This window comes from Pseudomonas sp. FP603 (assembly GCF_030687415.1).
GTDB classification, from domain to species: domain Bacteria; phylum Pseudomonadota; class Gammaproteobacteria; order Pseudomonadales; family Pseudomonadaceae; genus Aquipseudomonas; species Aquipseudomonas wuhanensis.
In genome coordinates this window covers 3,168,488-3,186,198 of the sequence record NZ_CP117431.1, presented here as the reverse complement: position 1 = coordinate 3,186,198, position 17,711 = coordinate 3,168,488, and the positions used below count along the sequence as shown (strand labels likewise).

11 protein-coding genes are annotated in these 17,711 nt (G+C 61.0%); 7 read left to right on the top strand and 4 right to left on the bottom strand.

What is annotated here, in order from left to right:
* Window positions 1-7 precede the first annotated feature (7 nt).
* From PSH65_RS14760 to PSH65_RS14750, 3 genes are all read left to right on the top strand, one after another.
* Entirely contained in the window at window positions 8-859 is an 852-nt protein-coding gene (locus tag PSH65_RS14760) for a 3-hydroxybutyryl-CoA dehydrogenase (protein ID WP_305426734.1), read from the top strand.
* Window positions 846-1,472, top strand: a complete 627-nt coding sequence (locus PSH65_RS14755) for a TetR/AcrR family transcriptional regulator (protein WP_305426733.1) — start codon at window positions 846-848, stop codon at window positions 1,470-1,472. Before PSH65_RS14760 ends, PSH65_RS14755 begins: the two co-directional genes overlap by 14 nt.
* Window positions 1,473-1,623: 151 nt before the next feature.
* Window positions 1,624-2,304: a bifunctional 2-polyprenyl-6-hydroxyphenol methylase/3-demethylubiquinol 3-O-methyltransferase UbiG gene (locus tag PSH65_RS14750; RefSeq protein WP_305426732.1), complete on the top strand. Its 681-nt coding sequence runs from the start codon at window positions 1,624-1,626 to the stop codon at window positions 2,302-2,304.
* Window positions 2,305-2,462: 158 nt separating this feature from the next.
* On the opposite strand, the gene PSH65_RS14745 is transcribed toward PSH65_RS14750, so the two are convergent.
* From PSH65_RS14745 to PSH65_RS14730, 4 genes are all read right to left on the bottom strand, one after another.
* A complete protein-coding gene (locus PSH65_RS14745) occupies window positions 2,463-3,698 on the bottom strand; it encodes a saccharopine dehydrogenase family protein (RefSeq protein WP_305426731.1) in 1,236 nt (411 codons plus the stop codon).
* 27 nt (window positions 3,699-3,725) lie between these two features.
* Window positions 3,726-4,823: a carboxynorspermidine decarboxylase gene (gene nspC, locus PSH65_RS14740; protein WP_305426730.1), complete on the bottom strand. Its 1,098-nt coding sequence runs from the start codon at window positions 4,821-4,823 to the stop codon at window positions 3,726-3,728.
* 350 nt (window positions 4,824-5,173) lie between these two features.
* Window positions 5,174-6,595 carry a diaminobutyrate--2-oxoglutarate transaminase gene (locus tag PSH65_RS14735; protein ID WP_305426729.1) on the bottom strand — a complete coding sequence of 474 codons (1,422 nt, stop codon included), beginning with the start codon at window positions 6,593-6,595 and terminating at the stop codon, window positions 5,174-5,176.
* A gap of 124 nt (window positions 6,596-6,719) precedes the next feature.
* On the bottom strand, window positions 6,720-8,780 hold the full coding sequence (locus PSH65_RS14730) for a TonB-dependent receptor (protein WP_305426728.1): 2,061 nt from the start codon (window positions 8,778-8,780) through the stop codon (window positions 6,720-6,722).
* Between the two features lie 258 nt (window positions 8,781-9,038).
* Here PSH65_RS14730 and PSH65_RS14725 point away from each other — a divergent pair, with 258 nt between their 5' ends.
* From PSH65_RS14725 to PSH65_RS14710, 4 genes are all read left to right on the top strand, one after another.
* Window positions 9,039-10,016 carry a TauD/TfdA family dioxygenase gene (locus PSH65_RS14725; RefSeq protein WP_305426727.1) on the top strand — a complete coding sequence of 326 codons (978 nt, stop codon included), beginning with the start codon at window positions 9,039-9,041 and terminating at the stop codon, window positions 10,014-10,016.
* 7 nt (window positions 10,017-10,023) lie between these two features.
* Window positions 10,024-13,452 carry a condensation domain-containing protein gene (locus tag PSH65_RS14720; RefSeq protein ID WP_305426726.1) on the top strand — a complete coding sequence of 1,143 codons (3,429 nt, stop codon included), beginning with the start codon at window positions 10,024-10,026 and terminating at the stop codon, window positions 13,450-13,452.
* A gap of 17 nt (window positions 13,453-13,469) precedes the next feature.
* The gene (locus tag PSH65_RS14715) at window positions 13,470-14,516 is read left to right on the top strand and encodes a TauD/TfdA family dioxygenase (RefSeq protein ID WP_305426725.1); all 1,047 of its coding nucleotides are present in this window, start codon (window positions 13,470-13,472) and stop codon (window positions 14,514-14,516) included.
* Window positions 14,517-14,630: 114 nt separating this feature from the next.
* On the top strand, window positions 14,631-17,693 hold the full coding sequence (locus PSH65_RS14710) for an amino acid adenylation domain-containing protein (RefSeq protein ID WP_305426724.1): 3,063 nt from the start codon (window positions 14,631-14,633) through the stop codon (window positions 17,691-17,693).
* Window positions 17,694-17,711: the final 18 nt, after the last annotated feature.

Genomic DNA, 17,711 nt, shown 5'->3' with positions numbered 1-17,711 from the left:
CATGCGCATGAATCTTCAGAACATTGGCGTCATCGGCGCCGGCACCATGGGCAATGGCATCGCGCAAGTCTGCGCCTTGGCCGGCCTCCATGTGACCTTGATCGACATTTCCGAGAGCGCCTTGCAAAAGGCAATCGCGACCGTCGATAAAAACCTCGATCGGCAGGTCGCCAAAAACACGCTGACCCATGAGCAAAAGCTCGCGGCCCTCGACAAGATTCGCACCAGTACCGATTACAACAGCCTGCAAAACGTGCAAATGGTGATCGAAGCCGCCACCGAAAACCTCGACCTGAAATTGCGCGTGCTGCAACAAATCGCCGCGCAGGTCAGCGCTGAATGCGTGATTGCCTCCAACACGTCGTCGCTGTCCATTACCCAACTCGCCGCCAGCGTCAGCCAGCCTGAGCGCTTCATCGGCCTGCACTTTTTCAACCCGGTGCCGGTGATGGGCCTGATCGAAGTGATTCGCGGCCTGCAAACCAGCGATGCCACCCACGCCATGGCGCTGGACATGGCGACCATACTCGGCAAGACCGCGATCACCGCGGGCAACCGTCCCGGTTTCGTGGTCAACCGGATTCTGGTGCCGATGATCAATGAAGCGATCCTGGTGTTTCAGGAAGGCCTGGCCAGCGCCGAAGACATCGACGCCGGCATGCGCCTGGGCTGCAACCAGCCGATCGGCCCGTTGGCGCTGGCCGACTTGATCGGCCTGGACACCGTGCTGGCCATCCTTGAAGCCTTCTACGACGGCTTCAACGACAGCAAATACCGCCCCGCTCCGCTGCTCAAGGAAATGGTCGCCGCCGGTTACCTGGGACGTAAAACGGGGCGCGGCTTCCATGCCTACGCCTGAGCGTTGCTCGCGCTTCGCCGAATACCGGGACAAGGTGCTGGAGCTCTTTGCCAGCAAGGGTTTCGGTCAGGTCGGCATGCGTGAGCTCGCGACCTGCCTGGGGCTCGCCCCGGGCTCGCTGTATCACCATTACCCCAGCAAGCAGCACATGCTGCTCGACCTGATCGAGGAGTTCTATGAAGAGCTGCTGGCCACCCTGGGGCGCATCGAACACGCGGCCCCGGCAAAACGCGACAGACTCAACCAGTTGATCCGCGCGCACCTGAATCTGCATCAGGAAATGCCCTGGCATTTTCGTCTGGTGGAGCGCGACAGCGGCTGCCTGACTGAAGAGCAGCAGGAACGGGTCCGGCAACTGCGCGAGCAGTACGAACGCAAGTTGCTGCTGATGCTCGGCGTCCGACCCCGACTCAGTGAGCAGGGCCGGATGGCCGCCGGTCATGCCATTGCCGCCTTGCTCAACAGCGCGCCCAGTTGGCTGACGCACTATTCGCTGGATGAACAAGAGCGCGATAATCTGATGGAAAACATGGTGAGTGGCGCCGTCGAGCGGTTGCTGGCGCCAAAACGCACACATGAAACGCTAAGCCTCGCCCCGCCTCTGGAAAAATAGCTAAAAAACCTGGACATCCGTCTCGGTGCATGTCTGAGGCTTCTGAGCGGCAAAACCCGATCTGCCGATACCCCAGGTATCGGCAGTTTTGTATTTTTTACACCAGCATTTGTCCTATCCTTTCATCCACCCAACAACGCCGGACATCGAAATGCCCGCCCCCGAATCCCCCCTCCTCCAGAGCTGGCACCACAACGCCCAATCCTGGATCGAGGCTATCCGCACCGGCACCATCGAAAGCCGCCTCAAGGTCACCGACCAGGCAATCCTGCTGGCGGTACTAAGTCGCCAACCCGAGCGTGTGCTCGACCTGGGCTGCGGCGAGGGCTGGCTGTTGCGTGCGCTGGCCGCACGGGCCATCGAGGCGGTCGGTGTGGATGGCGATGCGACGCTGGTCGAGGCAGCACGGGCGGCGGGCTCTTCGCGGGTGCATTTGGCGAGCTATGAAGCGTTGGCAGAGGCGAAGGTGAACATCGGCAGCAACTACGACCTGATCTGCGCCAATTTCGCCCTGCTGCACCAGGACATCATCCCTCTGCTCGCCGCCATGAACGCCCTGCTCGCCCCTGGCGGCGCGCTGGTGATCCAGACACTGCATCCGTGGACCGCGGCGGCGGGCGACTATCAGGATGGTTGGCGGGAAGAGACCTTCACTGGGTTCAAGGGGCAGTGGCAACCTATGCCGTGGTACTTCCGAACATTGTCCAGTTGGCTCAATGCGCTAGACATGGCCGGTTTTCGGCTGGCCGGCCTGCAGGAGCCGCAGCACCCGCAAAGTCCTGTGCCGCAGTCGTTGCTGTTGGTGGCTGAGCAACGGGGTGATGGCGATTAACCGGGGCAAGCCTGGCTCCTGCAGAAAAGCGGCTTACTCGCTTAACTGACCGGCATCTGGGCAAGCCCGGCAAATGACGTACAAACAAAAACGCCGCTCAAGGAGCGGCGTTTTTGCGTTTAGCGCGGAATACGAGATTCACCAGTATTTTGCGCGACTCAGTTCCAGGGACGGTCTCCATTCTCGTCCTTGATCCGGGTCGGCAGGCCCATCACATCCAGCGCCTTGAGGAACAGCTCGGCTGGCAGCTCCTCGACGTTGGCCATGCGCTGCACATCCCATTCGCCACGGGCGACCAGCAGGGCTGCCGCCACAGGTGGCACGCCAGCGGTATAGGAAATGCCCTGGCTGTCGGTTTCCGCAAAGGCTTCTTCGTGGTCGGCGACGTTGTAGATGAACACTTCGCGCGGCAGGCCATCCTTGATGCCTTTTACCAGGTCGCCGATGCAGGTCTTGCCGGTGTAGCCAGGCGCCAGCGAGCTCGGATCAGGGAGCACGGCCTTGACCACTTTCAGCGGCACGACTTCCAGGCCTTCAGCGGTTTTGACCGGTTGTTCGGAGAGCAGGCCGAGGTTCTTGAGTACGGTGAACACATTGATGTAGTGCTCGCCAAAGCTCATCCAGAAACGCACGTTGGGCACGCCGAGGTTCTTCGACAGGGAGTGCACTTCATCGTGGCCGGTCAGGTACAGATTCTGCGCCCCTACGACCGGCAGGTCGTCGGTGCGTTTGACTTCGAACATTGTGTTGCTGGTCCACTGACTGTTCTGCCAGCTCCACACTTGTCCGGTGAATTCGCGGAAGTTGATTTCCGGATCGAAATTGGTGGCGAAATACTTGCCATGGGAGCCGGCATTGACGTCGAGAATGTCGATCGAATCAATACGGTCGAAATACTGTTGCTGCGCCAGCGCTGCATAAGCGTTGACCACACCCGGGTCGAAGCCCACACCGAGGATGGCGGTGATGTTCTTCTCTTTGCATTCTTCGAGGTGCTTCCACTCGTAGTTGCCGTACCAGGGCGGCGTCTCGCAGATTTTGCCCGGTTCTTCGTGAATCGCGGTGTCCAGATAGGCCACACCGGTATCGATGCAGGCACGCAGTACCGACATGTTGAGGAAGGCAGAACCGACGTTGATGACGATCTGCGATCCGGTTTCGCGGATCAGCGCCTTGGTCGCCTCGACATCCATAGCGTTCAGCGAAAAGGCTTTTATGTCGGCGGGCTCTTTGAGGCTGCCCTTGGCCTTGACGCTGTCGATGATGGCCTGGCATTTGGAGATGTTGCGCGACGCGATAGCAATACGACCGAGTTCATCGTTGTGCTGCGCGCACTTGTGGGCCACCACCTTGGCGACACCTCCTGCACCAATGATAAGCACGTTCTTCTTCAATTTTTTTCTCTCTCCTTCTCTGCCAGCTTACGAAAGGCTGGACATGTAGTCGTTGTAACCAAACTCACGAACCACCTCGACACTACCGTCGAGTTGTTTCACTACGATGGACGGCATTTTCAGGCCGTTGAACCAGTTCTTCTTGACCATGGTGTAACCCGCAGCGTCGATGAACGACAGCCGATCGCCGATGGCCAAGGGACGATCAAATTGATACTCACCGAAAATGTCGCCGGCCAGGCAGGATTTGCCGCATACCATGTAGGTGTGTTCGCCCTGGCTGGGCGCCAGCTTGGCATTCAGGCGATAGATCAGCAGATCGAGCATGTGCGCCTCGATGGAGCTGTCCACCACGGCCAGGTGCTTGCCGTTGTAGAGGGTGTCGAGCACGGTGACTTCCAGCGACGCGCTCTGAGTGATGGCGGCTTCGCCCGGCTCCAGATAGACCTGCACGCCGTATTTTTGCGAGAAGGCCTTGAGCCGCGCGCAGAACTTGTCGATCGCATAGCCTTCACCGGTGAAGTGAATGCCGCCGCCCAGGCTGACCCACTCGACCTTGTGCAGCAGATGGCCGAACCGCTCTTCGATGGTGCACAGCATCTGGTCGAACAGGCCGAAGTCGGCGTTCTCGCAGTTGTTGTGGAACATGAAGCCCGAGATCTGCTCGATGACCTGCTCGATCTTCACCGGATCCCACTCGCCCAGACGGCTGAATGGCCGCGCCGGATCGGCTAGCAGGTAATCCGAGCTGCTCACCTGCGGGTTGACCCGCAAACCGCGCACCTTGCCTGCTGAAGCTTCAGTGTAGCGCTGCAACTGGCCAATGGAGTTGAAGATGATCTTGTCGCAGTTGTCGAGCATCTCCTCGATCTCGTCGTCGGCCCAGGCCACGCTGTAGGCGTGGGTTTCGCCAGCGAACTTCTGTCGACCGAGCTTGAGTTCATAGAGCGACGACGACGTAGTGCCGTCCATGTATTGCTGCATCAGATCGAACACCGACCAGGTGGCGAAGCACTTGAGTGCCAGCAGGGCTTTCGCCCCGGACTGTTCGCGCACATAAGCGATCTTCTGCATGTTCGCCAGCAGCTTTTGTTTGTCGATGAGGTAGTACGGCGTCTTGATCATTTCGAGGCCTCCGGCAAGGCCAGCCAAAAAAAGGATGCGCATTGTGCCTTCACTGGCTACATATCGAAAGAGCAGAAAGCCAGTTCGCTGAGTCTTCCTGAACTGGATCCAGGCGCCCGTTGAACGATGGGACGTCGAACATGTAGTCGGCACGACCTTTGCCGCGAGGTCCCTCTCCATGCGTAGTAAGCGGCTATTGTAGCTCTCTGAACTTTCCAGCCTTTCAATAGATGACGGCCAGGGAATCAATCAGAGCCTGACAATGTTTTGACATTTTTTTATTGCCACTCCCTGTCCAATGAAAAAAGGCCTGCCGATTGCGGTCGGCAGGCCCCTCCTGCAGCGGCTACTCAGCGAAGCGGACGCTCGCTGATCGCACTGGCCGCGCGGAACAGGATCTGCGCGACGAAATCGATCTCCTGTTCGGTGATGATCAGCGGCGGCAGGAAGCGTACGGTGGCACCGTGACGGCCGCCCAGCTCGACAATCAGACCGTGTTGCAGGCATGCCTGCTGGAAGGCCTTGGCCCGAGCGGAGTCCACCGGCGGATGGCCTTGAGCGTCAAGGGCACCCTGCGGGTGGACGATTTCCATGCCGAGCATCAGGCCACGGCCACGCACATCGCCGATCCAGTTAAATTCGCTTTGCAGCGTCAACAACTGTTTGCGCAAATGCGCGCCAGCGCTCTCGGCGTGGGCCACCAGACCTTCGTCGCGGATGAAACGCAAGGTCGCGGTACCGGCTGCCATCGCCAACTGATTGCCACGGAAAGTGCCGGCGTGGGCGCCCGGTTGCCACACGTCCAGGGAATCGTTGTAGACCATCACCGACAACGGCAGGCCGCCGCCGATGGCCTTGGACAAGGTAATGACGTCCGGGGTAATGCCCGAGTGTTCGAAGCCGAACATCCGGCCGCTGCGGGCGATGCCGCATTGGATTTCATCGACGATCAACGGAATGCCGTTGGCCTGGGTCAGCCGACGCAGCTCCTGCATCCAGCGATCGGGGGCGGTGATCACTCCGCCTTCGCCCTGGATCGGTTCAAGAATCATCGCTGCAGGGGCGGTGACGCCGCTTTCAGGGTCGTTGAGCAAATGTTCGAGGTAGTGGACGTTCAAGGTCACGCCCTGTTCGCCGGCCACCCCGAACGGGCAACGGTAATCATGGGGAAACGGCAGGCGTTGCACGCCGGCCATCAAGCCGCCCAACGCATTTTTCGGCGACAGGTTGCCGCTGATCGCCAGCGTCCCCAGGGTCATGCCGTGGTAGGCCCCTTCAAAGGCCAGTACCGAATGCCGGCCCGTGGCGGTGCGGGTCAGCTTCAGTGCTGCTTCCACCGCGTCGGCGCCACTGGGGCCACAAAACTGGATGCGCGCGTTTCGCGCAAAGTCGGCTGGCAGGCAGCCGAAGATTTCCTGTACGAATGCGTCCTTCACCGGGGTCATGAGGTCCAGGGTATGCATCGGCACACCTGAGGCCATGACCTGAGTGATGGCTTCGATAATCACCGGATGGTTGTGCCCCAGCGCCAGGGTGCCAGCACCGGCCAGGCAATCGACGAACACTTGCCCGCGACTGTCCTGCACATAGATACCGTGGGCCCGCTCCAGCACCAGTGGAATGCGCCGCGGGTAACTGCGGGCGTTGGACTCCTGCAGTTGCTGGCGTTCCAGCATCGGCGTCGAATCAAGGCAGTAAGGGCTCGACAGACCGGTATGCAACAGACGTAGCTGTTGCGCGCCACCCGCCGTGACATTCGAAAAAGCACTCATGATTTCCTCCATGGAGGCTGGGTTTGGAAGGGAAACGGGGCAGCCTGAAACGAATGCTTCAGGTCACGACAGCAGTGAAACCGGACGCGGGAAATCCTTCCCCCGCTTCCATCTCGTCGTAGCTTTACATGTCGTAGCGTAGAACCAGACCCACCGTGCGCGGTGCGCCGACATCGACGATGTCACCGCTGCGGTTGTTGGTGACGTATTCCTTGTCGAAGGCGTTTTTCACGTAGCCGGATACAGCCACGTTTTTGGTGAGCTTGTACTCGGCGTTGAAGTTGGCCAGCCAGTAGTTGTCGCTCCGGCGCTCACCCGTGACCTGGCCAGCAGCATCGAACTCGTACTCCGACGGCGCGGAGCTCTGATAGATGACGTCGGTGTTGAGGGTCAGACGATCATTCCAGCGATAGGTACCGCCCAGAGACATCTTGTACTTGGGCGAAAAGAGGAAATCCTCGCCGCTCATGTCGCGGCCGTCGCTCGTGACGAAGTCCTTGTATTTGCCATCGGTGACGGAGGCACCGGCGTTCAGGGTCAACTGTTCGCCGAAGTCTTTTTCAACAGAGACTTCCAGGCCCTTGATGTCACTGCTGCCGGCGTTGAACACGTCAAGGAACTCGGTGTCCGGGTTCAGCACACTGACCTGCTGGTCTTTCCAGTCGGTGTAGTACACGTTGGCGCGGGTACGCAGGGTCTTGTCCATGAACGAACCACGGTAGGACAGCTCGTAGTTGGTGGTGTATTCCGGATCGTAGGCTTCGTGACCGCTACCGGCACGGACGTTGACGCCGCCGCCGCGATAGCCTCTCTGCACCATGAAGCCCAGGTACTGATTCTCGGCCAGCTCGTAGTCGATACCGAGTTTCGGCAACACGGCATCAGACGTCTGTTTTTCTTTAGCAGGCTGGGAGAAGTCATCTTGCTTGACGTCGGTGTCGTTGGTCTCGTGGTCGTAGCGCAGGCCGGTGATCAAGGTCCAGCGTGGGGCGAAGGTCCAGTTCACTTCACCGAACACTGCCTTGTTTTCGATCGTGGTATCGCCCTTGACGGTACCGAACAGGCTGTCGTCGAAGAACAACCGGTCTTGAAAGTTGTTGGTGTTGTGACCGTAGTAGAGGCCGGCGAAACTCTTCACCGTGTCGCCGCTGTAGTTCAGGCGCAACTCCTGACTGAACAGGTCGCCATACTGCTTGCGCAGAACGGTCTGGTTGGCGTCAGCTGACTGGTCGAAGTCCAGACGAGCGTCGTAGTCCGAATCGGTATTGGCGGTGAGGCTGGTGAGGGACCAATTATCATCCAGGCGATAGTCGACCTTGGCGCTGACAGTGTCCTGCTTGAGTTTGTCGTACGCGTCGGTGTTGGACGCCACCTTGTAATAACGGATCTTGTCGTTCTGACGCATGACCGAGTTGTCACCCTTGCGACTTTCACCATGGGCGTAGGTCAGCAGTACATCGAGATCGTCATTGGGCAGAATCAGCAGCTTGCCACGGGCATTGCCGGTACGGGTCTGGTTAGCGTCATCGTCGGTGAAGACGTTGTCGATGTAACCGTCGCCTTCCTGGTAATCCACCGCGATACGGCCGGCGATCTTGCCATCGACGATCGCGCCCCCACCGGCAACCGCCCCGCCGCGCTCGTTGTAGTTCCCTACGTTGGTTTGCGCGGAAAAGCTCGGCTCAAAGGTTGGATTCTTGGTCTGGATGACCACCGCACCGGCCAGGGAGTTGCGGCCTTGGGTAGTGGATTGTGGGCCGAGGAATACTTCGACTTGCTCGACGTCCCACAGGGGCATAGGGCTAAGGGTCAGTGCACGGTTCGGCTGAGCGGCACCGTCGACGAACACCGAAACCGCGCCGTTGAGAGCGGCCGGGCCCTGATCCTCGAAACCGGATACCGGCACGCCGCGGATACCCCAGTTTTCATTACCGGACTGGTTGTAGACACCCGGCGTTCGGGCGAACACGTCGACGAGATCGTGATCCTCCTTCTCGCGCAGTTGCTTGTCGGTCACCACGACGACACTCGACTGGGTTTGCTCCAGGGTGCGGTTGATTTTTTCACCCGTCACGGTGATCGGAGCGATCTCCATTGTCTGCGACTGTTCGGCCGCCCATGCGCCGTTAACCAGGCACACCGCCGCCCCCACAGCCAACGCAATTGTGTTCTTTTTGAAATTCACGCCCCGCTCCCCTGCGACAGATATTTGTTGTTTTTTCAGCCGGCCGAATGCTGTTTTGCGCCAGCGGGGCGGAGTCTAATTCAAAAAAAAATTTAAAGGAATAAGATTGATAATCCATCTCATTTGTAACTAATATGCCGCCGTGTATCAGAGCGAATACATTCAGTCACGCTTTGCGCCGGCAACCTCTGCCTCTGTTTTCAGGTCTGCCCACGCTGCTGCGACTGGTCGAAATAAAGATAAGAAGGATGTGCAAGGATGACCTCAATCGAACACCTGAACGGGCGTTCCGAGCCTTTTTCCATTGCTCCAGCGGATGGCAGCGAACTGTCATTACCCATGCTGGTACAGGCCACGCCGGGACAGTCGATTCATGATCTCGACGCGTCGATCCGCGACAGCCTGCCCCATGCACTGACCACCGTTGGCGGGGTGCTGTTTCGTGGTTTTACCGTCGCCACGCCCATCGATTTCAAGCGCTTCGCCGCCAGTTTCGGCGCACCGCTGGCCAGCTACGAATTCGGCTCCACGCCACGCAGCAAAGTCTTCGCCGGGGTGTACAGCTCCACCGAATACCCGGCTCATCAATTCATCCCCTTGCACAACGAGCAGGCCTACACCCGGCCATGGCCTGCGCGCATCTGGTTCCACTGCATCAAGGCCAGTGAAACCGGTGGCGAAACGCCGATTGCCGACAGCCGCCTGATCTACCAGCGCATGCCCGCCGAGATCCGCGAGCTGTTTGCCAGCCGTGAGCTTCTATATGTGCGCAATTACAGCGGCGCACTGGATCTGCCCTGGCAGAAAGTCTTCAACACCGAAGACCGCGCCCAGGTTGAACGTTACTGCCTGGACAACGGCATCGAGTGGGAATGGAAAGCCGATGGCGACCTGCGCACCCGTCAGCGTTGCGCCGCCGTGCTGCAGCATCCCGATAGCGGAGAGTGGGTCTGGTTCAACCAGGCGCACCTGTTCCACGTTTCGGCCATTGAACCGGGTGTACGCGCCAGCCTGCTGGCGGCGGTGGGTGAAGAGAACCTGCCACGCCACGTCTACTTCGGCGACGGCTCGGCGATTCCCGACGATGTGCTCGACACCGTGCGCGAGGTCTATCGCCAGACCGCCATCAGTTTCCCCTGGCAGCCCGGCGACATCCTGATGCTCGACAATCGACTGGTCGCTCACGGCCGCAATCCTTACACCGGTGACCGCAAAGTCATCGTTGCCATGGCGTGAATTGCACATGTTTTCATTCAATCACTGGATCGAAGTGCTGGAGGCCAACGCCCTGCACTTCCCGCAGCGTGCTGCCCTGCACTTCTTGCCGGACGGCGTCGAGATCGGCGAAACCCTGACCTTTGCCCAATTGCACGAGCAGTCCCGATCGCTGGCGGCCGCGTTGCAATCGCGCTACGCGCCGGGCGATCGCGTGTTGTTGATGCTGCCCAGCAGCCTCGACTATGCCCGTGCGTTTTGCGCCTGTTTATATGCCGGCCTGATCGCCGTGCCGTTGTTCCCGCCACCGTCGCGCAAACCGCGCCACCTGGACCGGGTGCGCAAAGTGGTGGTGGATGCCGAACCGGCGCTGATCCTCTCGCCTGCGGATCATTGCCAGGGTTTGCTGGAACTGGTGGAAGGCCAGGTCGACGTGTTGACGGTCCAGGATCTCGGCACGCCGCCAGCCAGTGAGTGGCAACGGCCGGATGTCGATGGTGCGACGGTGGCATTCCTGCAATACACCTCCGGCTCCACCGGCACGCCCAAAGGCGTTGAAGTACGCCAGCGCAACTTGATCGCCAACGTCGAACTGATGCGCCAGGCTTACGGCTTCGATGAGCATGGCGGCATGGTCAACTGGCTGCCGCTGTACCACGACATGGGTCTGATCGGCGGCATGTTGGCCCCGCTTTACAGCGGCATGCCTTGCTACCTGATGGCCTCGCAGACCTTCGTCAACGCGCCGTCGACCTGGCTGCAAGCGTTGAGCCGCTACCGCGCCACCGCCAGTTTCGCCCCCAACTTCGCCTATGCCCTGTGCAACCGGGTGGTCAGCGACAACCTCATCGCACAGCTCGACTTGAGCGCCTGGCAACACGCAATCAACGGTGCGGAACCGATCCATCCCGGTACCCTCGAAGCCTTCGCCCAGCGTTTTGCCCCTTGCGGTCTCAACCCGTTGGCAATCAGCCCCGGTTACGGCCAGGCCGAAGCGACGCTGTGTGTCAGTGCCACGCCGGCCGATGCTTTGCCAGTGGTGCTGCGCCTGGACAAAGCCGTGCTGGAAACCGGTCGCGCCGTGTTGGCGGCCACCGATGCCGCCGCCGTGGAGTTCGTCGCCTGCGGTTATCCGCAAGCGCTGCACAGCATCGCCATCGTCGACCCACAAAGCCATGAACGCTGCAACGCCGATCGCATTGGCGAAGTCTGGTTGAAAGGCCCGAGCAACGCCGAAGCCTACTGGAAAAACCCCGAAGCCAGTCGCGAAGCCTTTGAGGCACGGATTGTCGGCGAACCCGGCAATTACCTGCGTTCCGGTGATCTGGGCTTCATGCACGAAGGTCAGGTGGTGATCTGCGGGCGACTCAAGGACTTGCTGATTCTCAATGGGCGCAACCTGTACCCCCACGACATCGAATTCGCCATTACCGATGCCGAGCCGGGCATTCGCACTGGGCGCATCGCCGCGTTCTCGGAAATGGACCCGGTGCTGGGCCGCGAGAAACTGGTGATCGTCGCCGAGCCACAGCGCAAGTTCGTCGACCCGGCGCATCACCCGGCGCTGTTCGCGTCGATTCAAAACGCCGTGCGCGAAGCCGCCGACTGCGGCATCGATCAGATCGTGCTGGTGGAAGCCGGCACTATCCCGATGACCACCAGCGGCAAAATCGCCCGTCAAGGCGCGCGCAAACAATTGGCTGCCGGCACCTTGAGCATCATCGCCCAAAGCGGTGGGCAGATCGCCTCGAACAGCGAAACCATTGACCTCGTTCAACTGAAGCACCTGGTGGGCAGTACACCGCAACTCGCACAGCCCGCGTGCCGCCAATGGCTTGAGCAAACCCTGCGCGAGGTCAATCCGTACATCGCGGCAGACTTTGAACTCAGCCTGATCGGCCTCGGCCTGGACTCCATCAGCGTGGCCGATTTTGCCGCTCGCCTGTACAAGGATCTGGGCTGGAGCCTTGACACCCAATGCCTGTTCGGCGAACAAACCCTGGCGCAATGGGCGCTGGCCTTGCAGGTTTTCCTGAGCGAGCCGTCGCCAGCGACCAGCCCATCGATCGCGCGTGCGGGTGTCGGCCAAAGTCGTCAATCATTCGCGCAAAGTCGCCTGTGGTTCTTGCGTCAATTGAACCCGGACGATACCCGGCACAACCTGGTGTTGCACCTGAGCCTGCAAGGCCCACTGGACATTGAAACCCTGGCGCTGCGGCTGAACAATCTGGTCATACGGCACAGCGTATTGCGCACGGTGTATCGCGACAGTATCGATGGCCCCCAGCAACAGGTTTTGCCGGCCACGGACGTACCGCTGACCTGGCATGACCTGCGTGATCAGAGCGAGTCGCAGCAGCAACAAGCACTCAGCGACAACCTGGCCAACGAACACGCCACACCGGTCGAACTCGAAACCGGACCGCTGCTGCGTGCGCAGTTGCTCAGCCGGAATGACCAGCAGCATGACCTGCTGCTGACCCTGCATCACATCGCTTTCGACGGGCGCTCGGCGCAAGTGCTGCTGGCGGAACTGGCAGGCGCCACCGACGACGAATTGCCAGTGCAGTACCTGGATTTCGCCCAATGGGAAGCCATGCACTGGAGCGAACAGCGGATCGCCACCGAACAAGTCTTCTGGCGTGAGCATCTGGCAAACATGCCACAAACCCTCGAACTGGGTGGCAGCGGCCAGACCCAGGGCGAGCACAGTCTGAACTTCACGGTGCCCCAGGCCACCTGCGAACACCTTGCAGCGCTAGCACGCGAGCAAGGCATGACCCTGTTCATGCTGCTTTTGGCCAGCTATCAGCTGGTGCTCAAGCAACTCGGCGGGCAGCAACAGTTTCTGCTGGGCACCGATGTCAGCGGCCGTCCGCTGGCGGAACACAACGACGTCATCGGCTTCTTCGTCAACCAGCTGACCCTGCGCTGTGACCTGCACGGCGAACCGACACTGGCCGGTTTCCTTGAACGGGTGCGCGATGAGGCGCGATTGGCTTATGCCCACCAGGGCCTGCCTTTCGATCTGGTGGTGTCGGCGCTGGCGCCGGAGCGCCGCCCGGATCACTCGCCGCTGTTCCAGGTCAAACTCAACTATCAACCGTCACGGGTAACCCCGACCGCTATCGCCGGTGCGCACATGACCGCGCTGGACGTGGCGCAAGCGCCGGGAGATTTCCACCTGGTGCTCGATCTGGTGCATGGCGCCGCAGGCATCGACGCGACCCTCAAGTACCGCGGCGAATACTTCGATCAGGATCGCGCCCTGCGCCTGCAACACCTGTGGACCTACCTGCTGGACGAGATCCAAAACCTGCTGGACGAACCGCTGTCGGCACTGGCCGAACGGCTGGGTACCCGGGATCAGGCGTTCCAGCGTGAACGCCAACAGTCCCAAGCCCTGGCCGGTCGCAGCCAGATGAAGCAAACCAAACGTCGCTCATTGACCCTTTAACCGAGTTGGATGCCTTTATGTCTATCGTGCCCCCATCGTCTCGTGCCCTTGGCGCCGTGCGCCGCAAAGCCATGAACGTCTCGGAACAGCAACTGGTCAGCGAACGTCTGCTGAGCCCGGACCACGCTTTGCCGCTGGTGATTGAACCAGTGGTCGGCGGCGTCGATCTGGTCGCCTGGGCGACCGGTGAACGCGAGTCTCTGGAGAAAAAACTGCTGCAATACGGCGCCCTGCTGTTTCGCGGGTTCTCGGTGCTGTCCGTGGAGCAATTCGATCAGGTCATCGCTGCGCTCTCCCCCGGCGCGCTGGAATACATGTTCCGCGCCTCGCCGCGCACTCGGGTCGGCGGCAACATCTACACCTCGACCGACTACCCGGCCGACCAGATGATTTTCCCGCACAACGAACATTCCTATTCCCCACGCTTCCCGCTTCGGCTGTTCTTCTACTGCCACATTCCGTCCCAGACCGGTGGCGAAACCCCCATCGGCTCGACCCGTGCGGTGAAGGCCAGCATCAGCCCCGAGATCGAAGCGCGGTTCCGCGAAAAAGGCGTGCTGTACGTGCGCAACTACGGCGACGGTTTCGGCCTGCCGTGGCAGACCGTGTTCCAGTCCGAAGACCGCAGTGAAGTGGAAGCCTACTGCGCCAGCGTCGGCATTGAAGTGGAATGGAAGGAAAACAACCGCCTGCGTACCCGTCAGCGCGGGCCGGCGGTGGTGCGTCATCCGCGTACCGGTGAAGAAGTCTGGTTCAACCACGCGACCTTCTTCCACATCAGCACCCTGCCACCGGTGATCCGCGATTCGCTGCAAAGCAACTTCAACGACCTCGACCTGCCTACCAACACCTTTTATGGCGACGGCGAACCGATCGAACCGCACGTACTGGAGTCGCTGCGTGCGGCCTACCTCGACTCGCTGGTGCGATTCAGCTGGCAGCAGGGCGACGTGTTGTTCATCGACAACATGCTCGCGGTGCATGGTCGCGAACCCTTCACCGGCAAGCGCGCAATCATGACCGGCATGGCAGAAGCCCTGCTGCAAAGCGACGTCGCCGTCTGACCATTTCAAAGGGCACATCAGCTGATCGCAAGAGGCTCACCTGACAACCGGTCAGCGAGCCTCGGCACCTCTGCCATGGCCCAGGTTTAACCCCCATTTTTAGTCGAGTTGAACATGAGCGGACTCCAAGGTTTTCGTATTTCGCCGCAACAGGCATCTGTGTACCCGCACATCAACGGCGCGGCCGAACACCCGTTCAGTTGCCATTTGCAATGGTCGTTGTCCCGGCCGGTGGATCTCGATGCGCTGAACAGCCGTCTGCTGGCGCTGATGGCCGACAGTGAAATCCTGCGCACGCGCCTGATGCCGGTGCCAGGTTTGCGCCAGCCGGTACAGGTGATTGACGAAACCTGCGCGCTGGCTGTGAGCATGCAAGACTTGCGTCAGTACAGCCCCGCCGAGCAGGACACCGCGCTGAACGATCTTGCCGCGCAGGCCCGTGACTGGACCCGCCCGCTCGCCGTGACGTTGGTGCGGATGACGGATGAACAGTCGGTGCTGGACCTGACCGCCGCCAGCAGCCACTTCGACCTCACCAGCCTGAAACTGCTGGCCGCTGCGCTGCTGCAAGACGCCACCCCGGATCTGTCCGAAGCGCTGCAATATGCCGACTACGCCGAGTGGCGCTGGAGCCTGACAGAAGACGAGCCGGACCACCCTGGCGTGAACTTCTGGAAACCACTGAGCGAAACCGAACAGCCGGCCTTGCAGCTGTCGCTTGAATCGGCCAGCGGCAACGGGTTTGCACCGGCGCGAGTGGATCTGGCATTGCCCGCCGATCTCGCCCGCCACCCGGCCCTGACCTCGAACCTGATGCTGACGGCCTGGGCTGCCGTACTCGGACGCTTGGCCGGCCAGCAGCAAGTCCCGATCACCCTGATCCACGAAAGCCGCGGCCCGGAACTGGAAAGCGCGTTGGGTTTGTTCGAGCAGTGCCTGCCGGTGCGCATCGATCTGGATGCCAAGGCGACGCTGCTGGCTCAAAGCAAACATGTCGGTGCCACGGTCGAGCGCACGGTCGGCTGGCAGGACTATTACACCCGGAACCTCAATGGCGGCTACGCCTTTGCCTGGCGTTCGGGCGATGCCCGGGAACGTTTTGCCAGCGCTGTAATGAACCCGGTCAAGGCCTGCCTGAACGTACGTCAATTGCCCGACAGCCTGCACGCGCAGGTGGTTTACGACCGCCATACATTAAGCGCCGAAGCAGCGGCCTGCCTCGCCGAGCAATGGCTGCAACTGCTGCTGGGCGCGCTGGCCGATCCGCAGCAAGCCTGGGCTCAGCTACCATTGAGCGGGCCGCTTCAGGCACAGGTTATTGGCACCGAACCGAACTTGCCATTGATCGAACCGGTGACGCTGGTCGAGCTGATTGCCCATCAGGTTCAGCAACAACCGAACGCCATCGCCCTCAGCGACAAGGACGGCGACCTGAGTTACGCCCGCCTCGATGCCTGCGCGACTCATCTGGCCCATCAACTGGTGGCGGCCGGCATCGGCCCAGGCGTGCCCGTAGGCATTCTGTTCGCCCGCAGCAACGCCGCCATTGTGGCCATGCTGGCGGTGTTGAAGGCCGGAGGCGCTTACGTGCCGGTTGATCCGACTTACCCGGCGGATCGTCGCGCCTACATGCTCGCCGACAGCGCCATTGCGCACATCGTGGTCAGCGCCGAACTGGCCGACAGCGTGCCCGCCACTCTGCAACGCTTCGTGCTCGATGACCTGAAGGCGACGAACGCCAGCGACCTGCCACCACTGCCGATGCCCCCTGCGGACGACCTGGCGTATCTGATTTACACCTCCGGTTCCACTGGCGCACCGAAAGCCGTGGAAATCAGCCACGGTGCGTTGAGTTTCTCGACCCAAGTGCGCATGGCTTCCTATGAGACGCCGGTGCGCGCCTACCTGCTGTTGTCGTCATTTGCCTTCGACAGCTCGGTCGCCGGGATTTTCTGGACGCTGGCCCAGGGCGGGCGCCTGGTATTGCCGGCTACCGGCGAAGAACTTGAGATGGCCCGTCTGGCGCAGTTGATTACCCAGTATCGGGTCAGTCACGGTCTGTCGCTGCCGTCGCTCTATCAAGCCCTGCTCGACCAACTGCAACGCGCCGAAAGTGCCGACAGCCTCGAGTGCTGGATTGTTGCCGGTGAAGCCTGCCCGCCTTCGTTGATCGCCCAGCACAGCAAGACCTTGCCCCAGGCTCGACTGGTGAACGAATACGGTCCCACCGAAGCCACGGTCTGGGCCACCTATGAAGTGCTGGACCCAAGTCGGGCGCTGAGCATCGGACGCCCGATCGCCGGCATGGATCTGCGCGTGCTGAACGAACACGGGATCACCAGCGGCATCGGCGAACCAGGGGAAATCGTTCTCGCCGGCCCGACCCTGGCCCGCGGTTATCGCAACAAGCCCGAAGAAACCGCCAAAGCCTTCGTCACCCTCGCCGATGGCACCCGCGCCTACCGCACCGGCGACCTGGCCTGCTGGCTGGCGGACGGGCGCCTGGCATTCCTCGGCCGCAAAGACCATCAGGTCAAGTTGCGCGGCTACCGCATCGAGCTCGGCGAAATCGAGCGTCAACTGTGCAGCCACAGCGACGTGCGCGAAGCCGCGGTGATCGTGCAAGAGCACGCCGCCGGCAAGCGTCTGCTGGCCTATATCGTGGCGGCTCATGGTTATGCGCCGGACTCGGAAGCGATCAAGCGTTTCCTCGGTGAACGCCTGCCCTCGTACATGGTGCCGGCCCGGGTGCTGACCCTGGCGACCTTCCCGCGGACCCCCAACGGCAAGCTCGATACCCGCCAGTTGCCCGACCCGGACCAGTTTGACGAAGGCGCCCACGTGGCACCGCGCAACGCGATGGAGACCACCCTGCAAGCGATCATCGCCAAGGTCTTGAAGCTGTCGAGCGTGAGCGTCACCGAGAACTTTTTCGCCATTGGCGGCGACTCGATCCTGAGCCTTCAAGTGGTGGCCCAGGCCCACGAGCAAGGGATTGCGCTCTCGGCCAAGCATGTCTTCGAGCGCCAGACCATCGCCGCCATGGCCGAAGTCGCTCAGCCACTGGCCGCCGACAGCGCGCAACCGGAAGCCCAGAGCACCGAGTTCAGCGTTTCGGGTCTGTCCGATGACGAGATGCAGGCGCTGATGGCCGAACTCGACGAGAACGAATTTTAACCGGCCGCCCACTTCGCC